Raw genomic sequence first — 18,175 nt, forward strand, 5'->3', positions numbered from 1 at the left:
GTGCGCGTTTAAGGTTGAATTAGTTTATAAAAAACCCAGCTACAATGTTTGCAACCATTTCCGGTTTCTGAATCGGGATATTATGATCACCATCGAGCGGGATCAGATCGGATCTGCTGATCAGTTTATTCAGTTGTTTTCCTGCCTGTAAACAATTAGAACCTGATCCATATAATAAAAGCGTATCCTTTTCCAGTGCAATCATCTCCGGTGTGCTGAAAAATCCGCTTTCCAGAATCATATCTTCTTTGATAGTGGTTTGATAGAACAGGTATTCATACATCCGGTGGTTACGTTCCATTTGTCTTTTACCCATTTTCACCTTCGTCGTATCTGTAAAATTCTCTACATAGTGCTCCAGGAATTCTCTGCTGTAGTCATCAATAATGCCGCGGGTCTTTTCATCATTCGGATCAGGTGCTTCAATGACTACCAGTTTCCCTAATTTCTCTGGAAAACGCATCGCCATTTTTAAAGCAATGAGCCCTCCAAAACTATAACCTGCCAGATGCACTTTTTTGAGTTTCAATACATCCATTAGCGCACAGAGATCATCGGTCATGCTGTTCAGATCATAACCTTCCAGCACACGCTCACTCATTCCATGGCTTTTCAGATCGTACATCACCACATGGAAATGTGCTGCGAGTACCGGAGCGATATTAAAATAATAAACAGAAAGATTGCTGAACATGCCATGAATTAAAAGAACAGTTTCGGCCGCCCCTTTATTCAATTCCTGGATGTGCACTTCTCTTTGATTTACTTGGATGACTGGCATTCGTGTATATAATTAATGATCATTTCCAGGTTCAGGTTAATTAGCTGATCCAGATCCATTGCGGACAACCATCCTGTAAAGTCGATCTGTTCACCAAAGTGTGTTTTTATCTTTTCAGAGAAGGATACAATTTCTATACTGTCCATTTCAAGGTCTTTGGTAAAAGAACTTTGAGGGGTAATGTCCATTTCTTCCACAAATTCTTCCCCAATAACTTCTGTGATGAATTGTTTCATCAAGTCAAAGATTTCGTTGTTATTTAATTGCCGATTCGTTGCTATAGCGTCCATCCGATTATATAGTTATGGTGTTTAATGGTTTTTATAATTGTGTCTTTGATGCGTAATTCTTCACCTATGATCTCTTCTACGACATAGGCTTTTGGATTGCCTTGCAAGCCTTTGCCCAGGTACTTGCCATAAGCTTCTTTGGCAGTCCAGAAACGGGTTGCCCATTCTGCTTTGTCCCTGCCTTGCAGTAAGGCCATTTCTGTGCCGGCGAATGCAAGGTCAAAAAACCCTGCACTGCGTTCCTCAATACTTTCGATATCAATACCTACAGGTCTGCCCAGGCGGGCAACCCCCACGGCATCAGTTCCTTTATGTGCTAAAGAAACATGAATACCAGCAGTTTGACCACCGTGAGGGTAAGGTTTTTGCAGCTCGTCCGATTTAATTTCAAAGGTGATCGGATAGCAGGCATGCTGTTTTTCTTTGTTGAGCAGATCCCTGACGGCATCTTTTACGGCTACCCGGCTAATCATCCAGGTCTTTCTTTTATTAGGTAACAATGCGTTATGATACTTTTTCTCGTCCTGATTGAAATAGCGTTTCAGAATAAAGTCCCAGGAAACCACTCTGGAATAGGCATTATGAAACATAAAAATACCAGGTGCAATTTCTTTAGATAAGCGGTTGTGCAGTGGTGACATAGAAACACTCCACAAAGCGTCATCTATTTCCAGTCTCCTGTTTTGCCAGCCTGAGATTATTGCCCAAACCTGTTTATCACGCTTTATGATAAAATTACCTGTCGCAAATTCTTCATTTATATCGATGAGCACACAGGTACATTCAAACTCACCTTGCTGGTCATGCATATTTCCGAAAAACTCAATTTCCTGTATTTTCACTGGAAAGGCAATCCGGTCTTTGGTCAGGATCAGTTGCAACCACAAACCAAAAAGCTGGCCTGCATTATCCAGCAGCGAACCTTTTCCGGCACCACTTTCAATAATACCGGTAATCCCTTTTTCACCTACTGCTTTTAAATGTTTAATGCCCTGATAACCCGGTCCATGAAACATATGATTTTCATAGATCTGTTCTGCAGTCCGCTGGATGTCCAGGATTTTACCAATGTCAAAAGATTGATGCACAGGTGGTATACCCAGCTTTTCTGCCAGTAAAACTTCAGCATTTGCAAAACGCTCTAAGTTGAGGTATACCTTTTGCTGATCTTTCCATTCACCAGTAATGGTTTCCCGGAAAGGCTTGATCACATTCATCCACTGAAAAACTTTGATGTTCAATATTTTATGAACCTGTTCTCCAGGAGACTGTTCTTCTGCAATTTCTCCGAACAACTCAAAAATCATCGTCATCGGAATAACCGGATCCATGTCATCTACACAATGCCAGTCTTTAGGCTGTCTGAGTAAAGCATGGTCTTTCAGATAAGGACAGTTTTCGAGCGTAATATCTAATTGTTTGGAAAAAGGCATTCTGCTGAGTGGTGTTGCTAATACCTGAGGTGTCAGTGGCGTTGACACTTCAGGCGTAGCTATTACCGGTCTGGTTAACCGGTTCGTATCATTTGCAGGCTGTAAAACTCTGTCTTTAAACAATTGCTGTATTTCGGCCTGGATATTTGCCATTTCCAGTACATTTTCATTGAAAGCTTTCATAACCGGATCAGCTAGATCTTCCAATATCCCTTTGGCATATACCCCAGGATTTGGTTGTGCATGAACCGATGGTTTTACCGCGGCTGCCAATTCTTTCAGGGTATCCAGACCGGTAATAGTAGGTAAACCCAATTCTAATTTGATCCCCTTCCCTTTTAAAGCAGGGCTGGATTTAATTTGTCCGAGAAAGTTCAGCCCTGTCTCTTTACCTTCTACAAATAAAGCAGCAATTACACGTTGCAGTTGAGTGATTCCTGACCTGACAGGTACGTTAGAAGAAATCGTACTGAAGTTTTTTCCTTTCAGTGTATCATCAATAAAACCGACTAACCCACCCGATCCGATCTGTATAAATACTCTTGCACCCTGTTCATAAAGTTTTGCTGTCAATTCCCGGAAACGCACCGGTTTAATCAGGTGTTCTGCGCTCAATTGACGAATAGCTTCGAAGCCTTCCGGATAAAGTTGCAGCGTAGTTGCCGACCACAGTGGTGTGGTTGTTTTACGGAATTGCATGTCTTTCATTCCTTCCAGGATTACTTCTAGTTTATCTGCAATAAACGGAGAATGAAAACCAGACTGGAAAGGCAAAATCTGATGAAAAATCTGCGTTGCTTTCAATATAGGAGTTAGCTCTTCTAAAGCGTTTTTACTGCCACACAGAATAACCTGCTGTGGACAATTGTCGTTAGAAAGATAAACATCATTGATGTTGGCGATGATGGGTAAAAGCAGCTCTATTCCACATCCCACTGCGATAAATCTCGAATCTTTTAACTCAAAAGTTTCCGGATTCAGGACTTTAAGCAATTGTGAAACGGAACTTTCTTCAGCCAGTTCTGATGATCTTGCTGCCAGCCACTCGCCTAAGCTGTGCCCGGCGTTCATATCGGGTTTTACGCCTAACTGTTTAAGAGCAATATCCAGTACACTGCTTTTGTTCAGCGTTTTTAAGGCATCACTTAGTAAACCCTCCGCTTTAGCATGCTGAGTTTCTGCAATATTGAAATAATCAATTACGCTCGATACTTCACCACCTGCCAGACCATCCAGACCAGGAAATACAAAGGCTATTTTACCGCCATTGCTAATTAAAGGTTCGTTGGTATACCAAATATCTTGTTTATTACGCCAGGGATTATTTTTTGCGGCAATCTTAATTGCTTTTTTGATTCTTTCGGGGGTCGGATTGAAAAGTGCAATCCGATAATTTCCAATGCCAGCACTATAATCGTTGTTTTCCAAAGCATGAATCAACTCTTCATGTGTGGGGCGTGCCAGTAATAAGACTTCATCTTTTTTAGGTGCGTTAAATCCTTCCAAAACCACATGGGCATTAATCCCTCCAAAACCGAAGGCATTGACCCCCGCTATTTTAGGCAAACCGGATTTTTCCCAGCTTAATGGTTCCTGAACTGCTGAGAACTGTGTTTGAGCAAGTTGTGCTAAAGGATTTTCACAGTGTAATGTTGGCGGCAGGATATCATGGTATAAGGCTAAACAGGTTTTGATCAGCCCGGCAATTCCTGCTGCTGGCATGGCGTGGCCAATATTAGATTTCACGGTCCCGATTCCTGCTTTGGGTAGTTCAGCGTCATGGCCGAAAAACTGCGTCAGGGTTTCCAGTTCAGTTTTATCCCCTAAAGGTGTACCTGTTCCATGGGCTTCAATATAACCAATGTCTTTAGCGGACAATCCTGAATTGTCCCAGGCTTGTGTAATCGCTCTGAGCTGGCCTTTTACTGAAGGACTCATTACACTGGTACCGCTTCCGTCACTGCTTACACCTACCCCTTTGAGCACCGCATAGATCCTGTCTTTATCCTGAATAGCATCTTCTAATCGCTTTAAGACTACAAAGCCACAGCCTTCACCAATAATTAAACCATCAGCACCAGCATCAAAAGGTTTGATCATTTCTTGTTTAGAGAGTGCACCTAAATTGGAGAATATACTCCAGAAAGCCGCATTTTGCCCAACGTGTACGCCGCCAGCAATTACCATATTGCAGCGTCCGCTATTCAATTCCTGAATCGCATGGTCTATAGCAATCAGGGAGCTCGCGCATGCTGCATCCAAGGTAAACGCAACACCTCCAAGATTTAAACGGTTAGCAACGAGTGAGGCTACCAGATTTGGAATTAATCCCATCGCTGTATCCGGGCCGAAACGACCTTTACGTGCCTGGAATTCATGTTTTACTTTTTCTATTTCTGCGGTTCCCAGCTGTGGCAGCAAATCTTTCAGTACCGCAGCAATCTGTTCACCGGTTCTTACAATTTCAATAGCCCTTGTTGCACCGGGGCCTGCATAATTTCCTTTGCCAATGATAATCCCTGTATTTTCCAAGGAAGTATTTTTTTCAAATACACCTGCATCTTCCAGAGCACTATAAACCAAATCCAGCGTCAGTAAATGATCAGGTTCCGTGCCATTTACGGCTACAGGAAGAATACCAAAACGCTGTGGATCAAAGTTGTATTCAGGTATAAATCCACCCCTGTTGCAATAAAAACGATCTACTCCAGTTGAATCTTTATCGAAGTGCACCGGATCAATACGATCCGGTGGCACAACTTGAGTAGAATCAACCTTATTAATAATATTTTTCCAGAAGGTATCCAGATCTCCCGCTCCGGGGAAAATACAAGACATTCCAATCACAGCTACATCCGTTTTCTTCATTGAGTATTTCGTTTAAACAGATCAGCTACCAGTTATTTCCAGCCATAATTAATACCTGGCTTTCTTTTCCATATTTAAGTTCATTTAAGAACGTCTCCATACCGTCTTGCAATGGTATCAGGGCTATGCCTCTTCTTTCATATTCTTTTTCCAGTGTTGGAGAAACCATACCGGCTCCTTTCCACGGCCCCCAGTTGATAGCCAGTACCTTTCCATTAATCTTCTGTTTCAATGCCCAGGCGTATTTATCCATTACACTATTTGCAGCAGCGTAATCTGTTTGTCCGCGGTTCCCGTAAACAGAAGCGATACTTGAAAAAAGAATGACAAATTGAGTTTCAACTTTTAATTTTTCGGCAAGTACTCTTAAAGGAGTGACTTTGGTCTCAAATACGCGTTCAAAAGATTCTGATGTTTTACTGTGGAACAATTTATCTTCTAATAGACCTGCCCCATGTACCACGCCATCAATACGGCCATATTCTTTGTAGACGCTGTCTACAAAACGGCTCAGGCCTTCTTCATCACGCAGATCCATGGATTCATAAACCACTTTAGAGCCTCCGCTTTCGAGCATGGCAATGCTATGCAGGATTTGATTATTTTTATAAATCCGGGCCGTCTCCTGCTCTATTTCAGCTGGTTTTTTAAGTTCGCCCTGCTGAACCAGGAAGCTCCTGATTTCATCTTTTGTTTTTAAGGATGCAGCTACGCCCTGAACAGCTGATTTTGGATCAGCCGAACGGCCAACCAGGATATAGTTACAAGGGAAATCTTTTGCAAAGTGAATCATCAGCTCGGCTGTAATTCCCTGAGCGCCACCCAGAACCAGTACAACCGCATCCTTATCCAGCTGAATATGAGAATCTTCGAGTCCGGTAATCAATTCTGCAGGAATCAGTTCCATGATCTGTCTTTTTTGGTCATGGTAAATAATCTCCGATGGTTTATCAGGGTTTAAAATCTCATTCAGGGTAATGCTGGCAATAGCTTCACCAGACATTTTCGTTTCCAGGCTTACAATTCTGCACTTGGTATTTTCATACTCTCTGTCCAGACTTTTGAAGAATCCTGAATAGCCCTGGTAAAGTCTCAGCATTTCTACATCAGCAATTTCATTCAGGTGACTTTTGATGTCAGAAATCATATAAATCCATTTTACTGTTTCAAAATTCAGCTGTTTGATCATAGCAAAATGATCTATGATACTTGATTTCTTTTCTGTGGTAAACATATTCAGGATAATCAGTCCCTGGTAGCTTTCCAAATCATCACCTGATGATATCACATCTACCAAAGCACCGCTTTTTTTGAACAGGTTTTTAATCTTGATAGCTTGTCCATTACCGTCATCAGTGATGGCAAAACGCTGTCCTTTAAGGATAGCCGCTTCAATATCAGATACTGCTGCCGGGGTCAGTTCAAAACGTAATCTGGATAATTTTTCCAGACTCGAATTGTCTACTACGGTTTCTTCTATGATTTTTTTCGCTTCCGTAAGTACTTCATTGGTTTCTGAATCAATTTCAGAAATCCAGTTAACCAGTCCATTCAGTGTTTTAATGGCTGCTAGTTTCTCCATGATGTCATCGCCCTGCTCCTGTCCCTGGCTAAAACCAATTTTCAGTTTCAGTTCACCGATGATCTCCATTCTTTTGATGGAGTCAATACTTAAATCCGCTTCCAAATCAAGATCCATTCCCAGCATTTCTTCAGGGTAGCCTGTTTTTTCACTCACTACAGAGAGGATTGCTGCTCTGAGCTCTTCTGCTGAAAACTTAGGTTGATTACCTTTAACGGTAACTTCTATGTTGATGGTTGCAGATACATTAGTACTGGCTGGTGCTGCGTTTTCGGTGATCCAATTAACCAGCCCGTTTAAGGTCTTGATACCAGCTAGTTGCTCCATGACTGTATCTTCACTTTGCGTACTGCTGAAGCCTCCTAATTCGGTGCGCAGGGCACCTATAATTTCCAGACGTTTAATAGAGTCAATGCTCAGATCAGCTTCCAGATCCATCTCCATTCCCAGCATTTCCTGGGGATAACCTGTTTTCTCGCTTACAATCTGCAATAAGGCAAGTTTAACATCCTTTTGTTCTGCTGGCTGAAACGCTGCGGCTGCTGGTTGTTGTACAACTGCTTGCGGCGCTGCGGCTTCGTAATGAACAGCTTGTGGTACTGGTTGTGTAAAAACAGGCTGCGATAAAGCTACAGGATTAGCTAATCCATGATTAAAAGGAACATTTTGCCCTAAAAATGTAAGCATGACATCCCGCTGTGCCTGAATTAATAATTTCATACTGTTCAGATATTCCTGCATCATCAAATCACCGGCAGAGTGAGCGTTTTGTGAAGGTTCTGATCTTAATTCTGTGTTTTTCATTTGGATAGGTTGTATGATAGGTAACGCCCCGTTAGCTGGCAATTTTCCGTTTGAAGGGATTGCATGCTGGCCGTTAACGAACCAGACTGTAGGGCTTTTTTTATACAATGCCGGTTCATTAAGATTTAGTAATCTTGCGCCGCGGCCTTCAAATAATTTCTCGATATGGATGTTACGTCCGGTAGAGAGGTAACTGGCCAGCATTCCTAAAAGATGGGTCAGCTTATTCAAGCCGTTATCTTCAGCATGCATCAGAATTTCGTCTTTACCCAGGCAGGCTTTGGTGAGACCTGACAATACTTTACCCGGGCCAACTTCGATGAAAATTCTGGCTCCTGCAGCATACATTTCCTGCACCTGATCTACAAATTTCACTGGTTTGATCAGATGATCTGTCAGTCTTTCTTTAATCTGTGCGGCCTGCTCCGGATATTCTCTCGCCGTAGTATTAGACCATACCGGCAAATTCAAATCACTGAACTGCACATCTGCCAATACCTGCTGATAAAGTTCTTTTGATTTCACAACCAGCGGGCTATGAAATGCACAGGCAACTTCCAATGGTCTGAAAGATATTTTAGCAACTTTAAGTACTTCCATCAGCTGCTGAACTGCTGGCGTAGTTCCTGCCAGCACACATTGCAGTGGGGAGTTATAATTCACTGCATAGATATCAGTTAAACCTGAAATGATTTTCTGCAGTTCTTCTTGCTTAGCATTGACTGCAATCATTGCTCCGGTATCTTCGCCTTCAACAGCGTCCAGAATAGATTTTGCTCTTGCGGAACTTAATTGTACCAATTGATCTTCAGCAAATGCACCAGCAAAACATAGTGCTGGCAATTCTCCGTAACTGTGTCCGGCAACCATGTCAGGTACAATACCTAGTTCTCTCAGGAAGCTGGCGATAGCCAGGTTAACAATTCCCAGTATCGGTTGTGCCATACGGGTATCTTTAATAGCTTCTTTTTGTCCTTTGAGCAAAGCAGCATCAAATACTGCATTTGGAAACAGTACTTTTTCGTATTCAGGTAAGTCTTTTAATAAGCTGCGCATGGCCGGGAAGATGACAAAAAGATCTCTTGCCATATTAATCCGCTGACTGCCTTGTCCGGGGAACATAAAAGCTACTTTACCGTCTCTTTTTTTAGTGGCGTAAGTATCTTTACTTTCAATACCGGAAAGTGTAAGTTCCACCTTCATATTCAGATCTTCCTGACGATCTGCAACGATACAAAGTTGTATAGGTTTGCTATCGGCCATAGCCAGACTGTAGGCGATATCTTTTAAATCAACCTGCGCATTGCTGTCTAACAATGTTTTGACTGCTGTTAATTTATTTTTTGCTTCATCATAAGTGTCACCTCTGAAAACAAAAAGCTCTGAAGGCCACGTTTTCAAGGTCGGCAATGTTGTATTTACAGGGTTTTTATTCTCAATTACAGCGTGGAAATTAGTTCCTCCAAAGCCAAATGCACTGACACCCGCGTAACGTTTTTCTTCAGTCCACAATCCTGCTTCAGTATGGAAAGCAAAAGGACTGGTTTTTGCATTATAATAGCTATTCGGGTTTTTCAGATTGATAGTAGGTGGTTTAATTCCATGATAAACAGACAGCGATGCCTTAATCAGACCTGCAAGACCAGCAGCACATTTTGTGTGTCCGATCTGAGTTTTTACAGAGCCCAGGTGCGCTTGTCCGGCAACTGCGCCAGATTGGATAAATTTATCTGTCAATGCACTTAGTTCTGTGCGGTCACCCACTACAGTTCCTGTTCCATGAGCTTCAACCAGCCCAACTACTGAAGGAGTAATTCCTGCCTGGTCATAAGCACGTTCCAGTGCTTGTACCTGCCCATTTTTGCGCGGCGCAGTCAGGCCTAAACTTTTACCGTCACTTGAGCCGCCAACACCTTTGATAACTGAATAAATACGGTCGCCATCTCTCAAGGCATCTTCATGTCTTTTTAAAACAACCATAGCTATACCCTCACCCAGGGCAATTCCATCTGCTTCAGCATCGAAAGTTGCGCACCTGCCTTTACGTGAAAGTGCATGTGTGCTTGAAAACATCAGGTAATCATTGATCCCATTGTGTAAATCGGCTCCTCCTGCCAGTACCATATCAGACTTGCCCAAAAATAATTCCTGACAAGCTAAATCAACGGCCGCCAGAGAGGATGCACAGGCAGCATCTACGGTAAAGTTACGTCCACCCAGATTTAGCCTGTTGGCTACTCTTCCTGAAATTACGTTAGCCAGAATACCCGGGAAGGAGTCTTCCGTCATTTTAGGCAAAGCACGGTCAATTTCTTCAGGCATCTCTCCGAATACTTGTTTATAGAAACATCTGAATCCGTAGCTGTTTGCCAGATCGTTACCGCCTTCTGCACCAATGATTACAGATACATTTTCCTGGTCATAACCGCCATCCAGATAACCTGCATTTTCCATGGCTTGTTTAGCAACCATCAGCGTTAACAACTGGGTAGGCTCTATCGCTGCCAGTGATTGTGGCGGAATACCAAATTCAACCGGATCGAAATCTATTTTAGGAATAAAACCACCCCATTTAGAGTGTGACATATCGCCTGCTGTAGATTCCGGATCATAATATAATTCTTTGTTCCAGCGTTCGTCAGGAACTTCAGTTACACTGTCTTTCCCTAAAATAATATTACTCCAGTATTCTTCCAGATCTTTTGCTCCGGGGAAAATACAAGCCATCCCTACAATTGCAACATCCAGAGATTTACCTGTTTTTTCTGGTGGAACAGAAAGGGCCGCATTCAGCACATGCTGATAATTACCTTCTGCTACATCCTGATGCAGTTCAAGCAAGGAAACTACTTTATTTTGCAACGCGGCAATCTGGCCAATCATATACATACCCAGGGTAAGTTGTTCGGCTTCATTGATCGTAACCAGTTCATCTCCTCTGCGTTCTATTCCTTTGGCAGCAATTCTTAAACGACCTACATTCAGCGTTTCCAGTTTTGCCCATATTTCTTTTTTATCTATCCCTGATTGCTGAAGTTTGACCTTCTCTTCACTGAAGAAATCAGAGAATGGGGATTTAAGACATCTTGTTTCATGGCCAGGAGCTGTTTCCAATAATATTGTATCACTAGCTTGTACAGCCTGCTGCTGAAATTTCTCCTGAATAGCTCCAGTACTTACGGCTTCTTTGGTATACAAATATGCTGTACCCATCAGCACGCCCACTTTGACACCCCTTGCAGCAAGTGGGGCAGCCATAATAGAAATAAATGCGGTAGAGAAAGCATCATGAATACCTCCGGCAAAAAACACACTGATTTGTTCCGGGTTATCTTCTTTTAGTAAACGTTCAATTTGTTTTTCCCAAAGTACCATACTTGACAACGGGCCAACATGCCCCCCGCATTCGCGGCCTTCAAAAACAAACCTACGGGCTCCTTCTTTTAAGAACATGTCCAGCAGAGATGCCGAAGGCACATGAAGAAATGTTTTTATACCTGCTTTCTCCAGTGGTTTTGCCTGTGATGGACGACCTCCTGCAATTAAAACTACTGGCGGTTTCTCTTCCAGAATATATTGCATTTGCTCATCACGCAGTTCTTGCGGCGCAAAGCCAAGAATACCTACTCCCCAGGTCTTTTTACCTGCGAGCCTTTTAGTTTCCTTGATCAGGTTTTTTGCTGTTTCTCCTTTGAGTAAGGATAAAGCGATAAAAGATAAGGCCCCAGCACCAGATACGGCATCTGCAAATTGTGCTACATCGCTTACCCTTGTCATTGGACCTTGTGCAATGGGATAAGTCAGGTTAAGTTCTTTAGCTAATGGGTTCTCAGGACTGATTACGTTGAGTGATTTCGCTTGATTCAAATGTCCGTAAATAGCTTCTTTGATACCAAATACGAGTTTGCTTAGTTTTTTATACCTGCCAAAAAGATCTGCAGACAGCGTAATATCCTGCCCCAATGGGAGGTAGCTTTTTTCCAGATCGAAATCATTAAAATAAGCAGTAAGTTCTTTCGGGGTGATGTCCTGTGCGACAACAGGTGAGTTTGGACGTGATAACAACCGGTAATCGCCGAATAACCTGGTTTCTGTCCCACTTAATTTAGCACAAATATCTTTAATAGATTTAGGTGCGCCGCATTCTGGAAATAAGACCAGCTGACTATCGAGTATAATCCCGGCAGCTCCCTGAGCAACTAAAGCAGCAGCGGTATGTAGACCAACACCACCTTGTACCCAAACAGGAATGTCCTTGATTTCTTGTATCACACGTTGAAACAAAACGAAGGAGGATTCATGTCCAACTCGTCCTGCACCCTCATTTCCTTTCACAATAATTCCATCGGCAGCCGTAATTTTAGCTTGTCTTGCCGATGTCAGATCATAAACCTGGCGAATAAGCTTCACTCCTGCTTTACGCTGAAATTCTACGCCATCAGGAATTATAATCAGACTTACTTGTACAGGGAGTTCGATGGTTGTCAAATCAGAAGACGGAATAGATACTCCAAAATCTGTCACACCACTTTGCACTAATTTATTCAATGCCTGAATCGCTTCAGGTAACTGATAACCAAGATTTAGTACAGGAAATATTCCTGATTGATTTAAAGCAATTGCAAGTTCGGTATCTGGCTTCTCAAATGGGGTTATTCCGATTATCTTAAGATTTTCCATATTATTAGGTAGATAAAATATTAAACTTTATAGATATTATTCTGTCAAAAACTTCTATTACAAATTGATCCAGCATGTCAAAGAATCCGTCCCGCCTATCGCCCTAATAGTGACAATTAAGCCAATAAATTAGCTAAATCGAAAAAACTATAATCAAGGTGAGTCTTAATTCTTTCAATAGTACAAATTTACGACTCTGGTTATTGGTTTCTACCTCAGAAAGAGGAATGAACAAAAAGAATAAAACAGGTATTATTTATTCACAATATAATAACATGAAAGAAATAAAAACCGGAAAACCGGTAAAACAAAATGAAATGAAATAAAGCAAATAGCCGATAGTTAAAGTGGCTGAAAAGATTTTACCAGTGGTTGCAAGTATAAGTTCAAACCTTTACTAACTTGAAAAAAAAATATCTAACACACTATAAATGAGATATTTTAGAACAAAAATAGCCACTATAGAGTTATAGCAGCCATGTTTTTATGCTCAATACAATTTAAGCAATAGCGAATGTACACCCGGATTGGGTAAAGAAAAAGGTATTTTAAGATGATTTTATCTTTTATTTTTAGTTAATTTCAGACTTTACAGAATAATGAACAAGCTTTCGGAGCATAAGTTCTTAAACTGACGGTTCCCATCTGACTACGTCTCCCCACATGTCGTAAATATCTCCTTTTGAGATTCTTATATATTCAGCTTTTGCATTGTAAATCCCCTCTTGCCAGGTTTCATACTCCTCATCAATGACAGTTTGAAATAGCACCTGCTGGCCGTGTTGCGGCAGTGTGGTTTTGTCAAGTTTAACTTCCATGCTGTAAACATATAAACTTGTGATGACATTCCCTACAGGTTTAAGCGCATTCAAACATTCTGAAAATTATGTTGTTGTCTGTCAGCATCTAAAGAAATGGCGTATTTAGTTTATTTCATCCCCTGATTTGCAAACATTTATTTATCTACCTATTTAAAACAAACATTATGATTAAATCAGTTCACACATTAACTGATAAATCTCCTTTGGGATTTATCAGCCGTTTATCCTGGAGTGCAGTATTTGCCGGGGTATTTATTGCAATCGCAATTCAATTATTATTAACCTTATTAGGATTGAGCATTGGCTTTGGAAGCATTAATCCTGTAGAAGATGCCAAACCATTCAGTGGATTAGGGACAGGTGCATTGATCTGGTGGATCGTCACGATGCTTATCTCTTTGTTTGCAGGAGGTTGGGTAGCTGGCTGGTTCTCTAACCAGGTACAAAAAACAGATCTTATTTTACATGGTCTGATTACCTGGTGCCTGCTGACCTTTTTAAATATTTACTTAGTGACCTCTTCGGTAAGCAAAATTGTTGGCGGAGCAGGTTCAGTAATTACCAAAGGACTGTCGATGGCTGGTGAAGGAGTCAAGAGTGTTGCGCCAGAAGCAGGTGAGCTGATTAAAGATCAGCTGAATATAGATGGAGGCGCTCTGGAGAAAATGAAAAATGAGGCAGAATTATTGCTTAAACAGACTGGCAAGAAAGAATTGCAACCTGAAAACCTCAAAAACAAAGCAAACCAGGCAGCCGGTAAAGCAGAAAACACAGGTAAATCGGTGTTAGAAAATCCACAACAGGCCGGACAGAAGTTAGATTCATTATTTGCTAAGCTGTTTAGTTCTGGTGATGCTACATTTGAGGCAGCAGATCGTGATGCGCTGGTAAATATAGTCATGAACAGAACAGGAAAATCCAAAGTAGAGTCTGAGCAAATTGTTGACAATTGGGTAAGTACCATAAAAACAACAAAAGAAAAAATGAAACAGGCTAAGGACCAAGCGGTAGAGAAAGCAAAAGAGGTGGGTGACGATGTAGCATCAGGTCTTTCTAAATTCGCAATTTTCTCTTTCTTTGGCTTATTGCTAGGTGCGGTAAGTGCTAGTTTAGGTGCGGGTGCTGCTGCGCGTAAACGCGAAGCTGTTATTGTGCACACGGTTGATTAGTTTGTGCAGTCAGTTGATTCATAAAAAATCCCTTTCTGATTGTTGATCAGAGAGGGATTTTTTATTGTCTGTTCTATTTTACTAAGGATTAATCAGTTTAAAAAACTTAGGTACATCGTTTTGATTACTCGAAGTAAACGCCAAACTTTTATCTGCGTTGTATAGATAAATAGCAGGATATTGCTTAGGGTGGAATGCCATGATAAATACATGGTCACGATCCTGAACTACCTTTACATTTTTTTGCTGTAAAAATGGTTTCCCAAAATTGGTCATAAAGTAATCGATAGATCTGTACTCATCTTGTGAAATCATATAGACATTTACGTTTTTCAATTCCTTTATTCTTTTACTCATTTGCGCAACCACTTTCTGACAGTGTTCACAGGTCGCATCAAAAAAGATAATCAGTGACTTTTTCCCATTAGGGATATTGTAAGTAGAAAAAGGAGTATTATCTCTGTTGTAAAAGATAGCGTTAGGTATTTTTGAACCTATGTCCTGCGCTGAAGCAGAAAGAGAGAAAAAGATAACAGTAAGACAAGTTATTAATAATTTCATATGATGATTTAATTTTATACTCGCCACAAATATCGGTTTCCCAATTTTGCTTTATGTCAGCTCATTTACAGTTTTTAGAAACATAACCGTTATAAATGATCTCGCAAGGGAGGAAATTATAAAACAAAGCTGTCTGCTACTCATTTATTAATGAAGATGAAATGGGATTTGCTGCATATACTTAATCTTGTTCAAATCTCTTTTGTCCATACCAGGATAATAGATTGCACCAAAAGGTTGTTTCCTTCTGGGGTCATTATCAGGCACAAGCATCCTTGCTCCATGATCTCCCGAAATCACAATCGTTTTATTTCTCCAGTCCGGAATTCCATTTAACATTTCCAGTACTACTTTATTTCCGTAGTTGAGATAGGCTGTATATTGACTGGCTACCTTTGCAGGTGAAGAAGACTTAGTATCTAAAACCGGGTCTTTATTAAGCTGTCCATTTGCACCCCTGTAAAATGGTTCATGCGGTATTAATAAATGTGCCCAGATAAAAACTGGTTTGGCTCTTTTTTCACGAACCTTTAAATTAAAGGCACTAACTATTTTCTGATTGTACCGATCGGCAGGCATTTCTTCTTTAATCGCTTTATTTACCAAGATTGAAAAAACAGAACCTTCTATAAGCTGATCGATATAATTATCTGTAAAAAATCTCAGTAAATAAAATTTAGGATGCCCTCCGATGTTAAAAAAGTCAAGGTTAACAAATTCATAGCCCTTTTGCTGCAAGGATTTGATCCATAAGCTTTGATTTAAGCTATTCGTAGCATAGCTGTAATTTGGCATGGAAATACTATCATCAAGATTAAAAAGACTGTTAATTGAATGAACAGTTGCATCGCTGCGTGAGCAAAGCGTATCAAAAACAAAAAAACCTTTTGTTTCCAGAGAATCTACAAGATAACTATGAAATTTGAACTGAGTTTTCAAACTAGCAGGATCAGCATACTCATCAAGTAATATCCATATCAGATCCTTATTGTTCTTAATTTCAAAAGCGGGTAGTTTTCTGTTAGTCAAAGCAACAGTATGCTTTTTTTCCTGCTGATCAAGTCTTATCCCTGAAAGCAAAGTTAAACCGATGAGAATAAAAACAAAAACATTCAGAATGGGATTCAATTTCTTCAGTTTCCGTGAGCCCGTTTTCTTACTGATCAGACCTAGTATTAAACAAGGTATGATGATCAGAATGATGACATACTTCAGATGAAAAAACGATGGATCAATAAATTTACTCAGAAGATCTGAAACCCGGTCTATGAACAACACGATTATCCAGGAGAATATGAGCCACAATGTCCCATATTCATAAAGTCCCAGTTTTTCCTGGACAAACAGAATGACATAATTGATCAGACAATAAACTGCAAAAAAACAGATAAAAGTTAATGGCTCAAACGATGCAAAATAGAGCGTACTTTTATAAATGAGGAAAAACAAACCGAAACTATAAACAAATACTGCTCTGCTGAGCCAGTCTTCTATAATTTTTCCCATAAAAACAACTTTCTTAATGAGTTTTCAAATGGATGGCATGCTGCCAATTTAAAGTGCTGTTCAAACGAACTTATAAATTCTTTTTCTGTATAATATTCAAAAATATCTCCTTTATGCTGTAATAGCAGCTTGGATTTAGGATCTTCTTTTGGCACAAATTCAACAATTGCATACTGTGTGGTCATTTCAGAGAAAAGCCGTGCAACAAAAGGAATTGGCAAATTTCTGCTCAGACATAAATGATGAATTAAGGCAAGTGCCATTACCATCTCTCCTTTTAATCGCTTTAAAAGAGGTGATTTTTCATCATTATGCCAACCCAGACCTGGCGAAGGGTCTGCAAGATCTGCTAAAATTGAAGTGATATTGTTATCTTTTGTTTCAATATTGCTCTTATAAATCTCATCCACACAATAGATGTCGCTTTCTACTGCATAAACGGTTTTTGAAAACTGAGCAGCTAAACGAGAGAACTTACCTGTATTTGCACCCAGATCAATGGTCACACCGGGTCTTATTTCTGAAAGCCACCTGGTCATAATATCTACTTTAGCTACGATATATCTTTCGCTTTCAATGTCATTTTCATAGTAGTGATCCCATATACTATTTTTAAGTAAAGGTTGCTTCTTAGTGAGAATATTTTTAGCAATGGTATCAAAGAGAATCTTTAATTTCTCTTTATTCAGCCCCTGACTTGTCGTTCCTCTTTTACTTTTTTTATCATTGCTAAAGCGGGAATGTAAATGGATATGAATTAAACAGAAGGGATCAAACCGTGTTTTGAAGGGCAAATGACTACTCACAAAAGGAAGAGGCAGCCCGGTAATACTTCCTCTGTATAATTTTGACCACACTGGATCTTTATAATGCATAAGCAGAAATGGAGACAGCGATTCTTCACAAAACTGCCGGTAAGCTATCCATGGGTCTCCATCTTTATAGAAACTGAAAGACAGCGTATCAATTAATACACACTTATCATTGTGAAAAGTAAAATTATAGGGGGAGGCATCTTTTAGAATCATTCCATGTGCCAGCGAGAGCTGATTAATCCTGATGTATGCCAGTAACATTTGTTGCCATTGTGCATAAGACCACTCAAAGGGATAGGATATAAAAGCTAATTGCCGGGGAAATATTTTCTTATAATAACCTGGAAATTTATCATCCAGTAAAACCTCAGTATGGGGTATCATTAACTCCTGATCTATCAAAGTCTGATAGAGTCCTGATCTGGTCAGGTGATCAAATTCCATGGCATAATCAGGAGCAATATATCTATAATATCCATCCTCTAATTTAACGACAAAACCAGCAGGATCTTTATAGGAAATTGCTTGCAATAAACTCATTATTCTTTGCTTCCTTTCCTGGATTTAATGTTTCTGATGAAGTGTAAAACAAATAATTTCAATTTGCTCCCAAAAACAGATAGTGTAAGAATAGCTGACAAAATAGCTTGAAAGAACAGGCTCCCTGTCCCCGGGTCAATGTAAAGTAAATAACTGATCATAAGGTTATTATTTAGTAAATATCGTTTGAGACTTTATTTTTTTTTAAAGGTTTAATGTGTATTAAAAAAATTATGAAGCCTCATTTAAGAGTTGAAAACTACCTATTAATTGAGGCAATCAGATTGTTCAATTTATTCATTACCAGGAGGAAAAAAAATTATTT

The 18,175-nt window shown here is 40.2% G+C and carries 9 protein-coding genes; 1 reads left to right on the forward strand and 8 read right to left on the reverse strand.

Annotated features, from left to right (window positions below; all coding sequences use genetic code 11):
• Positions 1-19: 19 nt before the first annotated feature.
• The 5 genes from ABIB30_RS15380 to ABIB30_RS15400 all read right to left on the reverse strand — a co-directional run bounded on the left by ABIB30_RS15380 (position 20) and on the right by ABIB30_RS15400 (position 13,310).
• Positions 20-781, reverse strand: coding sequence for an alpha/beta fold hydrolase (locus tag ABIB30_RS15380; RefSeq protein WP_354303478.1), 762 nt, complete (start codon positions 779-781; stop codon positions 20-22).
• Positions 763-1,071 (reverse strand): acyl carrier protein, encoded by a 309-nt coding sequence (locus ABIB30_RS15385; protein WP_068395266.1) that lies wholly within the window; start codon positions 1,069-1,071, stop codon positions 763-765. The genes ABIB30_RS15380 and ABIB30_RS15385 overlap by 19 nt, the downstream gene beginning before the upstream one ends.
• Positions 1,059-5,372, reverse strand: a complete 4,314-nt coding sequence (locus ABIB30_RS15390) for a type I polyketide synthase (RefSeq protein ID WP_354303480.1) — start codon at positions 5,370-5,372, stop codon at positions 1,059-1,061. The genes ABIB30_RS15385 and ABIB30_RS15390 overlap by 13 nt, the downstream gene beginning before the upstream one ends.
• Positions 5,373-5,397: 25 nt before the next feature.
• Positions 5,398-12,438 (reverse strand): SDR family NAD(P)-dependent oxidoreductase, encoded by a 7,041-nt coding sequence (locus tag ABIB30_RS15395; protein ID WP_354303481.1) that lies wholly within the window; start codon positions 12,436-12,438, stop codon positions 5,398-5,400.
• 626 nt (positions 12,439-13,064) lie between these two features.
• On the reverse strand, positions 13,065-13,310 hold the full coding sequence (locus ABIB30_RS15400) for a hypothetical protein (RefSeq protein WP_354303483.1): 246 nt from the start codon (positions 13,308-13,310) through the stop codon (positions 13,065-13,067).
• A gap of 113 nt (positions 13,311-13,423) precedes the next feature.
• Here ABIB30_RS15400 and ABIB30_RS15405 point away from each other — a divergent pair, with 113 nt between their 5' ends.
• On the forward strand, positions 13,424-14,428 hold the full coding sequence (locus ABIB30_RS15405; protein ID WP_354303485.1) for a hypothetical protein: 1,005 nt from the start codon (positions 13,424-13,426) through the stop codon (positions 14,426-14,428).
• 81 nt (positions 14,429-14,509) lie between these two features.
• Here ABIB30_RS15405 and ABIB30_RS15410 read toward each other — a convergent pair whose 3' ends face one another.
• From ABIB30_RS15410 to ABIB30_RS15420, 3 genes are all read right to left on the reverse strand, one after another.
• Positions 14,510-14,989: a peroxiredoxin family protein gene (locus tag ABIB30_RS15410; protein WP_354303487.1), complete on the reverse strand. Its 480-nt coding sequence runs from the start codon at positions 14,987-14,989 to the stop codon at positions 14,510-14,512.
• 147 nt (positions 14,990-15,136) lie between these two features.
• The gene (locus ABIB30_RS15415; RefSeq protein ID WP_354303489.1) at positions 15,137-16,495 is read right to left on the reverse strand and encodes a sulfatase-like hydrolase/transferase; all 1,359 of its coding nucleotides are present in this window, start codon (positions 16,493-16,495) and stop codon (positions 15,137-15,139) included.
• Positions 16,480-17,850 (reverse strand): hypothetical protein, encoded by a 1,371-nt coding sequence (locus tag ABIB30_RS15420; RefSeq protein WP_354303491.1) that lies wholly within the window; start codon positions 17,848-17,850, stop codon positions 16,480-16,482. The genes ABIB30_RS15415 and ABIB30_RS15420 overlap by 16 nt, the downstream gene beginning before the upstream one ends.
• Between the last annotated feature and the right edge of the window lie 325 nt (positions 17,851-18,175).

Source organism: Pedobacter sp. UYP1 (genome assembly GCF_040547305.1).
In the GTDB taxonomy this organism is placed as follows: Bacteria; Bacteroidota; Bacteroidia; order Sphingobacteriales; family Sphingobacteriaceae; genus Pedobacter.

Bases quoted from the DNA above. Each gene is read 5' to 3' on its own strand.
- ABIB30_RS15405 (WP_354303485.1), top strand. From the start codon at position 13,424: ATGATTAAATCAGTTCACACATTAACTGATAAATCTCCTTTGGGATTT.
- ABIB30_RS15415 (WP_354303489.1), bottom strand. From the start codon at position 16,495: ATGGGAAAAATTATAGAAGACTGGCTCAGCAGAGCAGTATTTGTTTAT.
- ABIB30_RS15385 (WP_068395266.1), bottom strand. From the start codon at position 1,071: ATGGACGCTATAGCAACGAATCGGCAATTAAATAACAACGAAATCTTT.
- ABIB30_RS15420 (WP_354303491.1), bottom strand. From the start codon at position 17,850: ATGAGTTTATTGCAAGCAATTTCCTATAAAGATCCTGCTGGTTTTGTC.
- ABIB30_RS15380 (WP_354303478.1), bottom strand. From the start codon at position 781: ATGCCAGTCATCCAAGTAAATCAAAGAGAAGTGCACATCCAGGAATTG.
- ABIB30_RS15390 (WP_354303480.1), bottom strand. From the start codon at position 5,372: ATGAAGAAAACGGATGTAGCTGTGATTGGAATGTCTTGTATTTTCCCC.
- ABIB30_RS15395 (WP_354303481.1), bottom strand. From the start codon at position 12,438: ATGGAAAATCTTAAGATAATCGGAATAACCCCATTTGAGAAGCCAGAT.
- ABIB30_RS15410 (WP_354303487.1), bottom strand. From the start codon at position 14,989: ATGAAATTATTAATAACTTGTCTTACTGTTATCTTTTTCTCTCTTTCT.